Here is a 14,220-nt window from a genome sequence, read left to right as displayed (position 1 = left end):
ATACTGCGGAGGGGCAGTCACAGAGGTTAGGATACAGATGGGTAGCAAGAAGCTTATCGCGCTTATCGTCGTTTCGGCGTTATTGGCTTTCACGCTTCCTGCCTGCGTATTCTCAAGCTCGAACGAAGCTTCGAAGTCGACGGAGCTGAAAACCCTTGTGATCGGCACCGATCCCTACCCGCCGTTCGTTTCCGACGATGCGGATGGCAATGCCAGCGGTATCGATGTCGATATCCTTACCGAGGCGTTAGGCCGCATCGGGTATAAACCCGAATTCAAATACATCGCTTGGCAAAAGAAAAACGAGTTGCTTGCCACAGGCGAACTCGATTGCGTCGCGGGCTGCTTCTCGATGACGGGTCGCGAGGCCGATTATCGCTGGGCTGGTCCGTATATGAAAAGCCGTCAAGTGGTTGCCGTGGAGCCTTCGAGCTCGATAGCCTCGTTTGCCGATCTTGAGGGTAAAAGCATTGCCGTGCAATCCACTACCAAGCCGGAGGGCATCTTGCTTAACCACACGAACCCCGACATGCCGGAGGTGGTGAACGTGTTCAGCTTCTCTGACCGTTCGTGTTTGATCCCCGCGTTATTGAAGGGCTCCGTTGACGCCATTGCGGCGCACGAGACCTCTATATTGCAGTATGAGCAGGATTACGGTGTGGACGTGCGCATCCTAGATGAATCCTTGCTCGATGTCGGTCTTGGCTGCGCGTTCAATCTAAACGACCATCGTGACATCGATGCTGAGCTTTCGGGCGCGTTTGAGGACATGATCGAAGATGGCACCATGTATGAGATTCTCTCGAGGTACTTCGAGGATCCTTCGCCGTTTCTGCAGGTAGGCGATGTGCGTGGCTAAAAAATATCAACTAGGCGGACGTTTCTGGACAATCGCCATCGTCGTCGGCGTTATGGTGGCTTGCGTGAGCGGGATGTTCGGTTTCGGTTCGGTGCTCAGGGAAGCTGCCGAGCGCTCCGGCAATGTGGTTGGTTTTGCGAAATCGCAGAGCCTGACCTATGATTCTTTCAATGATTCCGTAGCTATGACAAGCCAGGTTCTTGCGCTTGAGAACGCTTCTCAGCTTGCTCATAGCATCTCCTATGGTGGAGATGAGGTCGACCAAGCCGATCTTGAGCGTGCTGCACGGCTGCTTGGCGTTTCAAACGCGTTCGTTTTGACCGTTGACGGCCAGCTGGTAAGCTCATATTCCAACAACAACGTCACATTCGACATGGTTCAGCACGAGATTACAGCTGATGTAGCCCTTGATGTGGTGGATCATCCCCGTAAAGTCTACGGTACACGCATCGTTTTCGATGACGGGTCGTATATCGACGTAGGTTGCGCGGCGCGCATCGACCAGGCGGGCATGGTTGTTGCGGGCTACTATACTTCGGAGGCATTTTCCAATCGCTATATGCTTTCGTTGCAGAATATGCTGGCGGGTTACGATGTGCGTGGCAGCGGCGATATCGTGGTGGAATCCGATGGCTCGGTTGTGGCGGCCAACATGGTTTCCGATCAGATGAGCGGGGATATCCAGCTTGATCCCGTTGATGCGAAGGTGGTCGAGGATATCAAAAGCCGCTGCCAGGTCGGTGAGACCACGCTGTTGATTTCAGGGTCGAAACCCTATATCGCTTCCCTCGACAAGGCTCGTGATTACTATGTTTTCACGTTCATACCGGTTTCGTCTTGCTTGGGCGAAGTGGCGGGGCTCGTGTTGGTTTCCGTCGCGTTGTATTGCTTCGTGGTTGCCGTGTTCGCCTTCTCTCGGCGCAAATCCGAGCACGAGCACTTGCATCAGCTTGTGCTGCAAGAGCGCGAGTACGCCGATCGTCTTGCCATGTCGGCACATCAGGCGCAGAGCGCGAACAGGGCGAAAACCGAGTTTCTGCAGCGCATGAGCCACGACATCCGCACGCCCATAAACGGCATCCGCGGCATGGTGGAAATCGCCAATGCCTATGATGGGGATCTTGCTAAACAACGCGAGTGTCGCCAGAAGATCTGGACGGCGTCGGGGATACTTTCCGAACTGGTCAACGAAGTTCTTGATATGAGCAAACTCGAAAGCGGCGAGGTGAAGCTGGACCTGCAGCCTACCAACCTTGTTGAAGTCGTCGAGGAGATTTGCCAGATCATGGAACATCAAGCCGCGCAACTCGGTGTGACCATCAGCTGCGATCGAAGCGGCATATCCCATCCCGTGGTCATGGCGAGTTCGCTGCATCTGAAGCGCTTGATCATGAATATCGCCAGTAATGCGGTGAAATACAACAAGCCGGGCGGTGCGGTACGCGTTACTTGCTCGGAGCATGCGCAAGAAGGCGGTGCGGCAACGTATAGGTTCGTCATCGCCGATACCGGCATCGGCATGAGCTCAGAGTTCCAAAATCGAGTGTTCGACCCGTTTTCACGTGAGCAGCGAAAGGATGCCGAGCATGTAACGGGTACGGGATTGGGAACCGTCATCGCCAAGCAGCTTGCCGAGCTCATGGATGGGGACCTCGTATATGAGAGCCGCTTGGGCGAGGGCACGGTTTGCACCATCACCTTGCCCTTGACCATAGATTTCGAAGCATCGTCAACGCTGAACGAGCACCATGCGCACGATCAGGCGAAGCTCGCCGGTATGAATATCCTTTTGGCAGAGGACAACGACCTGAATCGTGAGATCGCTCTATTCATTCTTACCGAGGCGGGTGCGAAGGTGACGTGCGCAGATGATGGCTTCAAGGCGCTCAGCGCGTTCGAGCAGGCCGATGCCGGCACGTTCGACTTGATTCTCATGGACATCATGATGCCCAATATGAACGGGTATGAGGCAACGCGTGCCATTCGTTCGCTTTCACGCGAGGATGCGCGCACCATCCCCATCGTGGCCATGAGCGCAAACGCCTTCACCGAGGATAAGGTTCGCTGCCGAGAAGCCGGTATGGACGGGCATCTGACGAAACCTATCGATTCGGATAAGCTCATCGACGCCCTTTCGAAGATCATGGCGGCGAAGGAGAAGTAAGGTAACGCGATAAGGGTCGTTGTCGGCGCCTTATCGGTCGGATGCCCTCAGATATGCGCGTTGCTCAGCATGCATCCTGGAAGCAGGGGGCTAGACTCACGTTTCTGTGAAAAGACGGCCCGGATTGCAGTTCGTCGTCGATTCTGCGATCCGGGCCGTTGTGGTTATCGGGAAGGTGCACGTTGCGCTATTCGGCGCCGGTGCGCAGCTAGCTTGCGGCCTTCGAGCGCTCGGCGGCAGTGTCGCGAATCACATGAGGCTGCTGACGCGTCTCCTTTGCAACGCGGATCTTCAGCACGCCGAAGACCAAAGCCACCAAGCCGATAGCGGCGCATGCCATATAAGCTGCGCTCGTGCCGGCAACCGTCGCCTCGACGGTTGCGCCGCCTTGTAGAGCCGCGCTAGAGGTGACCGTTGTCATAAGCGTGACGATGATGGCGGTCCCTAGGCCGCCTGCAACCTGACGTCCGGTGTTGGCGATGGCGTTGCCATGGGCGATCTGGCTGTTCTCAAGCGCGTTGATGCCCCAGGTGTTGACCGGCATGTTCGCCAACGATTGACCTGCAGCCTGCGCTGCGCACAACACCGCCACCATCACGATCGAGCAGCTTGCATCCATGCGCGAGAGAGCGAAAAGCGCCACGGTCATGAGCGTCAAACCGCCCACGGAAATGGCTCGCGGGCCGAACTTGTCGAATACCACGCCCGAGATGGGGCTGATAAGGATGCCGACCGCGGCGGCGGGAAGCATCGCCATGCCCGTCTGCAGCGCCGTCGCGCCCATCGCGGTCTGCAGCAAAATGGGCAGAATGGTGTTGGTGACCAGGCATGCCGCGTTGATAAGGGTGACGACGATGGCGGCCACGGCGAAATCGCTTGATTTCAGGCATCTCAGGTCGAGCAGCGGATCCTCTAAGTGCAGCTGACGGCGAGCGAACAGCACCAGGCAGGCCACGCCTGCGATGATGCATCCGAGTACCACCGGGCTCGTCCAACCCATCGAAGATGCGCTGGAGAAGCCGTACAGCATGCCTCCGAACGCCACGGTGGAAAGCGCGATGGACGGCACATCGAGATGCGGTCGCTTTCCTTCCCCAACGTTATCGAGTAAGAACACGGCACAGGCAAGCGAAGCAAGGGCCAACGGCACGATGCAGCCCAGGCATGCGCGCCACCCGTACGCGTCGATGATGGCCCCGCCCACGACGGGCCCGATCGCGGGACCTGCCGACATCACGATGCCGGCCATGCCCATGGCGGTTCCGCGCTTCTCCACGGGAAACACGAGCATGGGAACCACCGATACCAACGGAAGCAGCACGCCGGATGCGGCCGCTTGCAGCACGCGTCCGCAGATCAGCAGGAAAAACGTCGGGGCAGCTGCGCAAAGCGCCGTTCCCGCGGCAAACGCCCCCGTTGCGGCGAAGAACAGCTGACGGGTGGTGAAACGGTCGATCAAAAAGGCGGAAACCGGCACCATGATGCCGCTGACCAGAGGGTATATGGACATGATCCACTGCGCCGTGGAGGCATCGATGGCGAAGTCGGCCATGATGACGGGCAGGGCGGGGGACATGACGGTTTGATTGAGCAGCGCCAAGAAGGCGCCGAAGACCACAATACCCGTGATGCGCACACGGTGTGTTGCGGCGGAGCTTGCATTGTTCAAAAGAAGATCCTCCAATTAGCCGATATGAAACGTGTTCGATCAGCGCGGTTTGCGCGCACGCATCATATGAGCATGGAGGTGAGGCTGCAGGTATCGAAGGCGGGCAGCGAGCATGGCGCGCACAGCATTGAGTCCGTGCGGCGGATACGGTGGAATATGTTGGCAAGCGATTGAAACATGACGGTGGGTTATCCTAGCAAATCCATTGGCGTACGAACGGGCGTTTCCTCTCTGTCATGGAATCGTCATTTATGCGCATCCCTCGGATTCGGGCGTAGGGGCGGTATCCCATCATGCAGGATTCGGGTGGCTGCGAAAAACGTTCCGCTTGTACCCCAATATCTTCGGAATGGGGAATCATTGCGCCCACGATATGCCGTCTACCGGTATTTTGTTGTCAAAACGGACCCATTTACCGAGCATACCGTCCGTCCTCTATGCTTGCGGGGGAAACGGCCGGTGGGATGGTAGAGTGCTATCCGTGCCCGACGTCCGGGCACGTTCGGCTTTATGTGGCGCTAGAAGGTTCGCGGGGTCGGATTCGGCTAGCAAGGAAAATGAAAGGGGGAAGCAGCGTGGCTCTCATCGGGTTTCTGATTCTGTTCCCGTTGCTCGTGGCCGGTGTGCTGCTGCTCGTGGGCAACGAGACGGCGCGACGCGTCATCGTGTGCTCTTCAGCGGTGATCATCGGATTCGGGTCTGTTTGGCTGGTATTGGCCAACCTGGGCACGCCGTGGGTCGGAATCGAGTTCTCTTCAGGTGCGATCGATATCGTATGCACGCTCATCGGCTTGGTCATCGCCGCGGTCATCTTGTGCTTCGGCGTGAAGTACAAGAACGTATTGGCATGCGTGCTTGCCGTGGTGCAGGTTGTGGGCTCTTTGGTGTTCGACGTGTTCGTCGCCCATGGCATCGAAGTGCAATATGGGTTGTACCTGGATAGCCTTACGCTGGTCACTACGTTCATCATCGGCGTCGTCGGCAGCGGCATCTGCATCTACGCTTTGGGCTATATGGAGGATTTTCAGGCTCATGAGCCTGCCGATGCCAAGGATCGCCGTCCGAAGTTTTTCGCCCTCATGTTCCTGTTCCTCTCCGCCATGTACGTCATCGTGTTCTCCAACAACCTGTTGTGGATGTTCACCGGCTGGGAAATCACCACGGTGTGCTCGTTTTTGCTCATCGGTTACACCAAAACGCCTGAGGCCATCAACAACGCGTTTCGCCAGATCATCATGAACCTGGCTGGCGGCATCGGCTTTCTGGTGGCGCTGTTCGCCATCGCGCTGACTATGGACACGCTCTCGCTCGTGGAGTTCATCGCCGTCGGTGTCATGGCTCCGGCGCTTGTCGCCCTGCCTGCGGTGGCGTTGGCGTTCGCCGGCATCACCAAGGCGGCTCAGATGCCGTTCCACACCTGGCTGCTCGGCGCTATGGTGGCACCTACTCCCACCTCCGCGCTTCTCCATTCGTCCACCATGGTCAAGGCCGGCGTCTTCCTGCTCATCAAGCTCTCGCCGATCTTCCTGGTGTGCCCCGTGGCGGCTGTCATGACCATCCTCGTGGGCGGACTGACCTTCCTGCTGTGCAGCTTCATGGCCATCTCGCAGACCAACGCCAAGCGCGTGCTGGCATACTCCACTATCGCCAACCTGGGCCTCATCGTGGCCTGCGCCGGCGTGGGCACCCCCGAAGCCGTATGGGCGGCAACGTTCCTGGTGCTGTTCCATGCAGTGGCCAAGAGTCTCCTGTTCCTGTGCGTGGGTACCGCCGAGCATCATATCGGCAGCCGCGACATTGAGGACATGGACCTTATGTTCGAGCGCATGCCGCGTCTGGCCCGTTTCATGATGGCCGGCATCATGATTATGTTCGTGGCCCCGTTCGGCATGCTTATCGCGAAGTGGGGCACGCTCGTCAGCTTCGCCGATACCGGCAACGTCGCCCTCATCCTCATCCTGGGCTTCGGCTCTGCCGCCACGTTCCTGTTCTGGGCCAAGTGGCTCGGCAAGCTCTCGGGTATCGCCGCCCATCCCCTGAACGTCGAGACCACCGTGCATCGCAGCGAGTGGATCGCGCTCATGGTCATGGCCGTGCTCTCCATGCTGTGCTGCGTAGGCCTGCCCGTCCTGTCCACGTTCCTGGTCGAGCCTTACATCTTCGACGTGTTCGGCGTGTGCTCCCAGGGCGTCAGCCAGGCAAACCTCTGGGTTGCCGCCCTGCTTTCGGCCGTGGTGTTCGTGGTCCTGTTCGGCGGCTTGGGCTCCAAGCAGGTCAAGCAGGTTCCCGTCTACCTTGCCGGCGTCAGCGAGAACAACGCCAACCGCACGTTCCGCAACTCCTTGTCCGGCGAGACCATGGCCACGTCCCGCAACTGGTACATGGAGGGCGTCTTCGGCGAGCCCAAGATCACCCCGGTGGGCGTCTGGGCCACCAGCATCATCATCGTCGTCGGGTTCTGCGCAGCTATCGCCACGCTGTGCGGGCTGCTCTAGGAAGGGAAGTGTCTCATGTATTTGATCCCCATCATCGTGGGCACCATCGCCTTCGCCGTGCTCGCACCCGTGGTCGGCTGCCTGCTCGCCGGCCTTGATCGTAAACTGTCCGCCCGTATGCAGGGCCGCGTCGGCCCGCCCATCCTGCAGCCCTACTATGACGTGCGCAAGCTTCTGGAGAAGGACCGTGCGGCGGTGAACAACGTCGAGGGCACCTACATCACCTGCGCCCTCGTGTTCGCCATCCTGGCAGGCGGCATCTTCTTCGGCGGCGGGAACCTGCTGCTGTCCGTGTTCGTGCTCACGCTCTCCAGCCTGTTCTTCATCCTGGCGGCGTACTGCACGCGCAGCCCCTACTCCGAGGTCGGTGCGGCCCGCGAGGCGCTGCAGATCATGGCCGAAGAGCCCATGAGCCTGTTCATTGCCGTGGCGTTCTTCCTGGCCACGGGCTCGTTCGACAGCTGCGCGGCGTTCGGCCTGGAGATTCCGGCCATCGGCGCCACCTGGATCGCCTTCCTGGGCTTCCTGTTCATCCTCACCATCAAGATGCGCAAAAGCCCCTTCGATCTGAGCTATTCGCACCACGCCCACCAGGAGCTCGTCAAGGGCGTCACCACCGAGATGAGCGGTCGCACGCTCGCGAAGGTGGAGGTCATGCACTGGTGCGAGAACGTCCTGGCGCTCGGGTGGATCGGCCTGTTCTTCGTGTGGGGCAACCCCGTCTCCCTCGTTGTGGCCGTGGTCGCGGCTCTTGCCGCGTTCTTCCTGGAAATCCTCATCGACAACAATTTCGCCCGCGTGAAGTGGCAGCTCATGCTCAAGAGCGCGTGGGCGGTGGCCCTGGTGGCCGGCGGCATCAACATCGCCGTCCTTATGTACCTGTAAGGAGGTCGCAATGGCTTATTTCGCGAAATCGCCGTGGGTCATCCACTACGACGCATCAAGCTGCAACGGCTGCGATATCGAGGTTCTGGCGGCCCTGTGCCCCGGCTTCGACGCCGAGCGCTTCGGCGTGATCAACACCGGCAACCCCAAGCACGCTGACATCTTCCTGGTCACGGGTAGCGTCAACGAGCAGAACATCTCGGTCGTCAAGGAGATCTACGAACAGATGCTCGAGCCGAAGGTGGTCGTGGCATGCGGCATCTGCGCATGCTCCGGCGGCATCTTCCACGATTGCTACAACGTTATCGGCGGCGTCGATCAGGCCATTCCCGTCGACGTGTACGCTCCGGGCTGCGCGGTGCGCCCCGAGGCCATCATCGATGCGGTCGTCGAGGCCGTGGGCATCTTGGAGGAGAAGCGTGCCGCAATGAAGAACGGGAAGGAGGCGTAAGCGCCATGGCAATACCCGCACAGTACCAGGAGATCTCGGTCGAGGGCCTGCCCGCCCTGTCCGAGCGTATGCAGACGGAGGGCCACCGTTTCGTGCAGGTGCTCGCCGTCAACACCGAAGCAGGCATCGACGTGCAGTACACGTTTATGAAAGACGGCGTGCTCGAGGTCTTCACCATCAAAGGCGTCACGCCTGAGATCCCCATCCCCAGCATCACCGACCGCTTCATCGCCGCGTTCGTATTCGAGAACGAGATCCACGACCTGTTCGGCGTGAACGTCCGCGACATCGCCATCGATTTCGGCGGCAACTTCTACGTGACGGCGCAGCCCAGCCCCATGACCATCATCTCGCCGGCTCAGAAGGCCGCCCGCGAGAAGGCCAAGAAGGCGGCGGCTGCCAAGGCCGAGCGCGCCCGCCAGGCGGCGGCGGCAAACGCAAGCTTCGTCACGTCCCACCCCGACGCCAAGGACAAGGTCTCCGGCGTGGCCCCTTCGGCGAACGCCGAGGACATCGAGCTGAAGATGGCCGGCGCCGACCCCGAGAAGATCGCCCGCGTCAAGGCCGCACTCGCCGCGAAGGCCAAGCGCGCCGAGGCCGAAGCGCAGGCAGCCCGCCCGCAGGTCTACGACGAGGCGCTTGAGGCCAAGCTTGCCGCCATGGACCCGGAGAAGGCCGCCAAGGTGCGCGCGGCAATGGCCGCGAAGGCCAAGCTTTCGGGTATGGAGCCTGAGAAGGCCCAAGCTGTTCGCGGTGCGCTCGCCAACGAGGCGAAGCTGGAAAGCCAGCGAGCCACCGGTCAGGCAACGGCCGAGCAGCAAGCTGAGCTCGACGCCAAGCTTGCCCAACTCGACCCCGAGAAGGCAGCCAAGGTGCGTGCCGCGCTCGATGCGCGCGCCCGCCAGGAAACCGCTCAGGCCGAGCACGATGAGAAGGTCGCCGTGCTCGAGGAGCGTCTGAAGAACATGGATCCCGAGAAGGCAGCCAAGGTGCGCGCCGCGTTCGAGGAGAAGCAGCGCCAAGCGCAGGAAAACGGAAAGGCTGGTGAATAGCATGGGAAAGGCAACCGTCATCCCCTTCGGACCGCAGCATCCGGTTCTCCCCGAGCCGCTTCATCTGGACCTCGTCGTTGAGGACGAGAAGGTCATCGAGGCCATGCCCCAGATCGGCTTCGTGCATCGCGGCCTTGAGAAGCTCGTGGAAACGCGCGACTACAACCAGTTCATCTATGTCGCCGAGCGTATCTGCGGCATCTGCGCCTTCGGCCATTCCATGGGCTATGCTGAAACGGTTGAGCAGCTCATGGGCGTGGAGGTTCCCGACAGGGCCCAGGCGCTGCGCGTCATGTGGCATGAGCTCTCGCGTATCCACTCGCATGTCCTGTGGCTCGGCCTTGCCGCCGACGCCTTCGGCTTCGAGAGCCTGTTCATGCATTGCTGGCGCCTGCGCGAGCGCGTGCTCGACATCTTCGAGAAGACCACCGGCGGGCGCGTTATCTTATCCGTGGTCAAGGTCGGCGGCGTTGTGCGCGATGTCGACGATGCCATGTTCGCATACATCAAGCAGGTCCTCGAAGGCCTGAAGGACGAGTATCGCCAGATCATGAACACGCTGCTCACCGATACCTCGGTGAAGAACCGCCTGGTGGGTGTCGGCTACGTCAGCCACGACGACGCCGTCGCGGAAAGCATGGTCGGCCCGTTCGGCCGCGCTTCGGGCGTGAACTACGATGTGCGCATGCTCGGCAACGGCTGGTACGGCAAGCTTTCCGAGTTCCAGCCCATCCTGTCCAACGACGGCGATTGCTATGCGCGCGTTCAGGTGCGCTGCCTTGAGGTGCTGCAGTCCATCGACATCATCGAAGAGGTCATCTCCCGAATGCCCGCCGGCGATATCGAAGTGAAGGTCAAGGGCAATCCCGCCGATGGCGCCGAGGCCTGCAACGTGCTCGAGCAGCCTCGCGGCGAGTGCTATTACTATGCCCGCGGCAACGGCACGAAGTTCTTGGAGCGCATGCGCATGCGCACGCCAACCTCTCAGAACATCGCAGGCATGACCATCGCCCTGAAGGGCTGCGATCTGGCTGATGTGAACAACATCATCCTGACCATCGACCCTTGCATCAGCTGCACGGAAAGGTAGAGCGATGAGCGGATTCAAACTTGGAAAAATGACGTTCGGCTCGCTGTTCAAGAAGCCCGAGACCGTGCTGTACCCCGTGGTGAAACCCGAGCCTCCCGCGGGCTTGAAAGGTCATGTGGAGGTCGACGAGTCCACCTGCATCTTGTGCAGCCTGTGCGTCAAGCGCTGCCCTTGCGGTGCTATCGAAGTTGACAAGAAGGCCCGTACCTGGGCCATCGACCACTTCCGCTGCGTCCAATGCGGCAGCTGCACCTATGAGTGCCCCAAGGGCAGCCTTACCATGCTGCCCACCTATGAGACCGTATCGCGGCAAAAGCGCGTGCACACCTTCAGCATCCCCGAGCGGCCCAAAGCCGCTCCCAAACGTGAAGATGCCGGTGAATAGGTAGCCCAACCGTAACCTTTCGATGCGCGGTAGGTTAGTATAATCGCATTCGAAACTTGCGCGGGGCGCTTTCGGCGCCCCGTCTTGCGTTGCAGGCCACGGGGTAGGGAACACATGTCATCTCAGAAAACCGAAGCAGTCACTAACCGCATCTTCACCATTCCCAACGTTATATCCTTCATCAGGTTGTGCATGGTGCCGGTGTACATGGTGCTGTTGCTCAACGGCTACGATCTGCTCGCCACGTTCATGTTCGCGCTGGCGGCAGGCACCGATTGGATCGACGGCCAGCTTGCGCGGCGCACGAACTGCGTGTCGAAGCTCGGGCAGCTGCTCGACCCTGCGGTGGACAGGATCCTCATGAGCTGCGGCGTCATCGGCCTTATGCTCGTGGGCCGTTTGCCTATCTGGATCGTCGTCGTCGTTTTGGGGCGCGATCTGATGCTCCTTGTCGGGGGAGCGTATCTGCTGAAGCGCTATCACGAGCGCGTCGCCGTCATCTATCCCGGCAAGGTGGCCACCACGTTTTTGTTCGTCGGGTTCGCGGGCTTGTTGCTGAACATGCCCCTCATCGGTGGGCTTGGTTGGTTTGAAGCATCCTGGTTGCCGGGCTTCGGTTCCGAGGCATGCTCTTGGGGCATTTGGTTCGTGTACGCCGGCTTGCTGCTTGGCCTGTTCACCACGCTGTACTATGTGTTGGCCGGGTACCGCAAGATGCAGAAGGCTCGTCGGCTTGAAGCGAAGGGGCGAGTAAGGTGAGTGCTCCGCAGCATAGCAGGTCTTCGCGAGGGGGTGCTTCGCGTCCTGGCTCGCAAACGCGTACAGGTGATTACGCTCGCGTAAACTCCGGAAGGCCCAGGAGCAGCGACGGATCTCCTCGACATGCGGCCGCGCAATCCTCCTCCGGCGGATCTTATCAACATGCATCCGGCCGCTCCTGCGCGGGTGCGGGTTCGCCTTGTGCGCTAAGACAAGGGAATAGAACGTCATCGACGGCCCGAACCGCTCAGCGGTCCGGTCGTCGCATGCATTCTGCGGGGACCGAACGTTCTGGCGTGCAGCCAAATCTGTGGACCAAGCAGCAGCGCACCTCTTCGCGTCCTTCCGGTGCTCGCGACCACGGGCAAGCGCGTTCTGGCGGCGGGTCCGCCATTGCATCAGCTGCCGGAAGCGTGCTTTCCTTGCTGTTCGGCGTTCTTGCCACCCTTGTACGTGCCATTGGGCGCGTGGTAGGCGCCTTGCTTCGCGCTTGGTTCAAGCTTGTTCGGAAGAGCAGGCCCGCGCTTATCGTGTCGGTGTGCGCTATCGCGCTCGTCGTCGTTTGCGCCGTCGATGGGGTTTCCCATGCTGGTCGCGCGTACTCCGGCGTCAAGGTCGGCGATATCGATGTGTCCGGGCTGAGCGCCCAGGAGATCGAGCAAGCGCTCGACCAAGCCTACGCGCAGCCGCTTCAGCAGGCTAGCGCCACGGTGTTCGCTTCCGACGAGGCGGCTCAGCAAACCGACGAGGCCGCTGCGGCTCAAAACCAGCAGGATGCGGCGCTTGCCGAGCAGATGGCGGTGGACGAGGCCATGGCTTCGAAGCAGGCGTGGCAGACCACCGGCGCGGAGTTGGGGGCGTCGCTGGATTCCGGCCAGCTTGCCCAGCAGGCGCTTGCCGTGGGGCGCTCCGACGGCGGCGTGCTCGCGCGCATGGGCGCGGGTTTGTTCGGCAAACGCATCCAAGTGGACCCTTCCTTCGATGAAGGGGCGCTTGAGGACTTTGCTTCGGGCATCGATGCGGCCATCGGGCAGGCCCGTGTGGACTACGATGTGAAGGTTTCCGGCGGCGTGGCCTATGTGGTGCAGGGCAATGACGGCTGGGAGGTCAACCGGCAAACGCTGGCCGGCCTTCTCGGTGACACCATGCTCGGCTTCTCCGATGGGCGTATCGTCGCGCATACCGAGTACACCCCCGTGCGCATATCGTCCGAAGCCGCTACTCAGCTGGCTCAGGACGTCACCTCGGCGCTTGCCGGGGGTGCGCGTTTCCAGTTTGGCGGTCATACATGGCAGGCAACTGCCTCCGAGGTCGGCGCCTGGGTATCCACGTGCGTGGAGCAGGCGGGGGATGGCTGGCGTTTGCGTCCCTATATCGACCAACAGCTATCCAAGTCGGCCATGGCATCGGGCATCCGTCAGGCTGAGGGCGATTCGCTCTCAGGCGTCGGCTTCGAGACCGATGAGTCCGGCCAGGTAAGCGTCACCACCGATGGGCAAGGCAAGCTCCCCGATGTGTCGGATGCCGCCGAAGCGTTGTCTTCTGCGTTGTTCGGGCAAGGGGATAGCGTTACCCCGGCACAGCAGGCTCCCGCGATCGAGGTGGATGCCGAAGATATGCCTCAGCGTCTCGCCTTCCAAGAGGCCGTCGATAAAGGTGTGGTCGGTCCCATCGGCACCTTCACCACCACCTATACCACGGGCCAAGGCACCGAGAACCGCAACCACAATATCGAGCTGGTCTCCCAGATACTCGACAACTCCATCTGCAAATCCGGCGAGACGTGGTCGTACAACGGGACCACGGGGGATTGCAACGAGGAGAAGGGGTTTCTGGGAGCGGGTGCCATCATAGATGGCGAGTACACCGATTCAGTGGGCGGCGGCATCTGCCAGGTTGCCACTACGGTGTTCGATGCGGTTTATGAGTCCGGTCTTCCGATCGTCGAGCGCCACAATCATTCGCTCTACATCGCCAGCTATCCGGCCGGACGCGATGCGGCCGTCTCGTACCCCGAACTTGACCTTGTGTGGCGAAACGACACCTCCAGCGATGTTTTGGTAAAGGTTTCCACCCAAGTCGGGTCGGTAACCGCTACACTGTATGGAGTCGATCCCGGCTATCAGGTAACCACCGAAACCGGTCAATGGGAGGCGGGCAAGAAGTATTCGACCACCACCAAAGTGGATGATACCCTTGCGCCGGGCACCAGCTACGTGAAAACGCGCGGCACCGACGGTTCGACCATCGAGGTGACGCGTACGGTCAAGGACGTGAACGGAAACATCGTGCGCCAAAACCTGTTCGCCAGCGTGTACGATCCCATCAACGAGGTTATCTTGAAGGGTCCGGATCGAAGCTAGCGGGTTACTTCATATTAAAGCGGCGATACGCGCCCACCGCACGCCAGG

11 protein-coding genes are annotated in these 14,220 nt (G+C 60.5%); 10 read left to right on the top strand and 1 reads right to left on the bottom strand.

Features of this window, described 5'->3' with window-relative positions:
* Positions 1-37 precede the first annotated feature (37 nt).
* Entirely contained in the window at positions 38-859 is an 822-nt protein-coding gene (locus SFHG_RS04425) for a substrate-binding periplasmic protein (RefSeq protein WP_042434268.1), read from the top strand.
* Positions 852-3,023 carry a hybrid sensor histidine kinase/response regulator gene (locus SFHG_RS10085; RefSeq protein WP_162096559.1) on the top strand — a complete coding sequence of 724 codons (2,172 nt, stop codon included), beginning with the start codon at positions 852-854 and terminating at the stop codon, positions 3,021-3,023. The genes SFHG_RS04425 and SFHG_RS10085 overlap by 8 nt, the downstream gene beginning before the upstream one ends.
* Positions 3,024-3,231: 208 nt before the next feature.
* Here SFHG_RS10085 and SFHG_RS04415 read toward each other — a convergent pair whose 3' ends face one another.
* Positions 3,232-4,692 (bottom strand): DHA2 family efflux MFS transporter permease subunit, encoded by a 1,461-nt coding sequence (locus tag SFHG_RS04415; protein ID WP_238318272.1) that lies wholly within the window; start codon positions 4,690-4,692, stop codon positions 3,232-3,234.
* Between the two features lie 575 nt (positions 4,693-5,267).
* On the opposite strand from SFHG_RS04415, the gene SFHG_RS04410 reads away from it, so the two are divergent.
* From SFHG_RS04410 to SFHG_RS04370, 8 genes are all read left to right on the top strand, one after another.
* Positions 5,268-7,187 carry an NADH-quinone oxidoreductase subunit 5 family protein gene (locus tag SFHG_RS04410; RefSeq protein WP_042435157.1) on the top strand — a complete coding sequence of 640 codons (1,920 nt, stop codon included), beginning with the start codon at positions 5,268-5,270 and terminating at the stop codon, positions 7,185-7,187.
* Positions 7,188-7,202: 15 nt separating this feature from the next.
* The gene (locus SFHG_RS11110; RefSeq protein WP_042434264.1) at positions 7,203-8,072 is read left to right on the top strand and encodes an NADH-quinone oxidoreductase subunit H; all 870 of its coding nucleotides are present in this window, start codon (positions 7,203-7,205) and stop codon (positions 8,070-8,072) included.
* 10 nt (positions 8,073-8,082) lie between these two features.
* The gene (locus SFHG_RS04400) at positions 8,083-8,523 is read left to right on the top strand and encodes an NADH-quinone oxidoreductase subunit B family protein (RefSeq protein WP_042434261.1); all 441 of its coding nucleotides are present in this window, start codon (positions 8,083-8,085) and stop codon (positions 8,521-8,523) included.
* A 5-nt stretch (positions 8,524-8,528) separates the two neighbouring features.
* The gene (locus SFHG_RS04395; RefSeq protein WP_081468933.1) at positions 8,529-9,575 is read left to right on the top strand and encodes an NADH-quinone oxidoreductase subunit C; all 1,047 of its coding nucleotides are present in this window, start codon (positions 8,529-8,531) and stop codon (positions 9,573-9,575) included.
* A gap of 1 nt (position 9,576) precedes the next feature.
* Positions 9,577-10,665: a hydrogenase large subunit gene (locus SFHG_RS04385; RefSeq protein WP_042434258.1), complete on the top strand. Its 1,089-nt coding sequence runs from the start codon at positions 9,577-9,579 to the stop codon at positions 10,663-10,665.
* Between the two features lie 4 nt (positions 10,666-10,669).
* The gene (locus SFHG_RS04380; RefSeq protein WP_042434255.1) at positions 10,670-11,050 is read left to right on the top strand and encodes a 4Fe-4S dicluster domain-containing protein; all 381 of its coding nucleotides are present in this window, start codon (positions 10,670-10,672) and stop codon (positions 11,048-11,050) included.
* Between the two features lie 114 nt (positions 11,051-11,164).
* On the top strand, positions 11,165-11,809 hold the full coding sequence (locus SFHG_RS04375) for a CDP-alcohol phosphatidyltransferase family protein (protein WP_042434252.1): 645 nt from the start codon (positions 11,165-11,167) through the stop codon (positions 11,807-11,809).
* Between the two features lie 296 nt (positions 11,810-12,105).
* Positions 12,106-14,172 carry a VanW family protein gene (locus tag SFHG_RS04370; protein ID WP_162096558.1) on the top strand — a complete coding sequence of 689 codons (2,067 nt, stop codon included), beginning with the start codon at positions 12,106-12,108 and terminating at the stop codon, positions 14,170-14,172.
* The last annotated feature ends 48 nt before the right edge of the window (positions 14,173-14,220 follow it).

Origin of the sequence: Senegalimassilia anaerobia JC110, from assembly GCF_000236865.1 — a bacterium.
In the GTDB taxonomy this organism is placed as follows: Bacteria; Actinomycetota; Coriobacteriia; order Coriobacteriales; family Eggerthellaceae; genus Senegalimassilia; species Senegalimassilia anaerobia.
The sequence above is the reverse complement of the archived record's forward strand: the minus strand, read 5'-3'. Positions and strand labels throughout refer to the sequence as shown.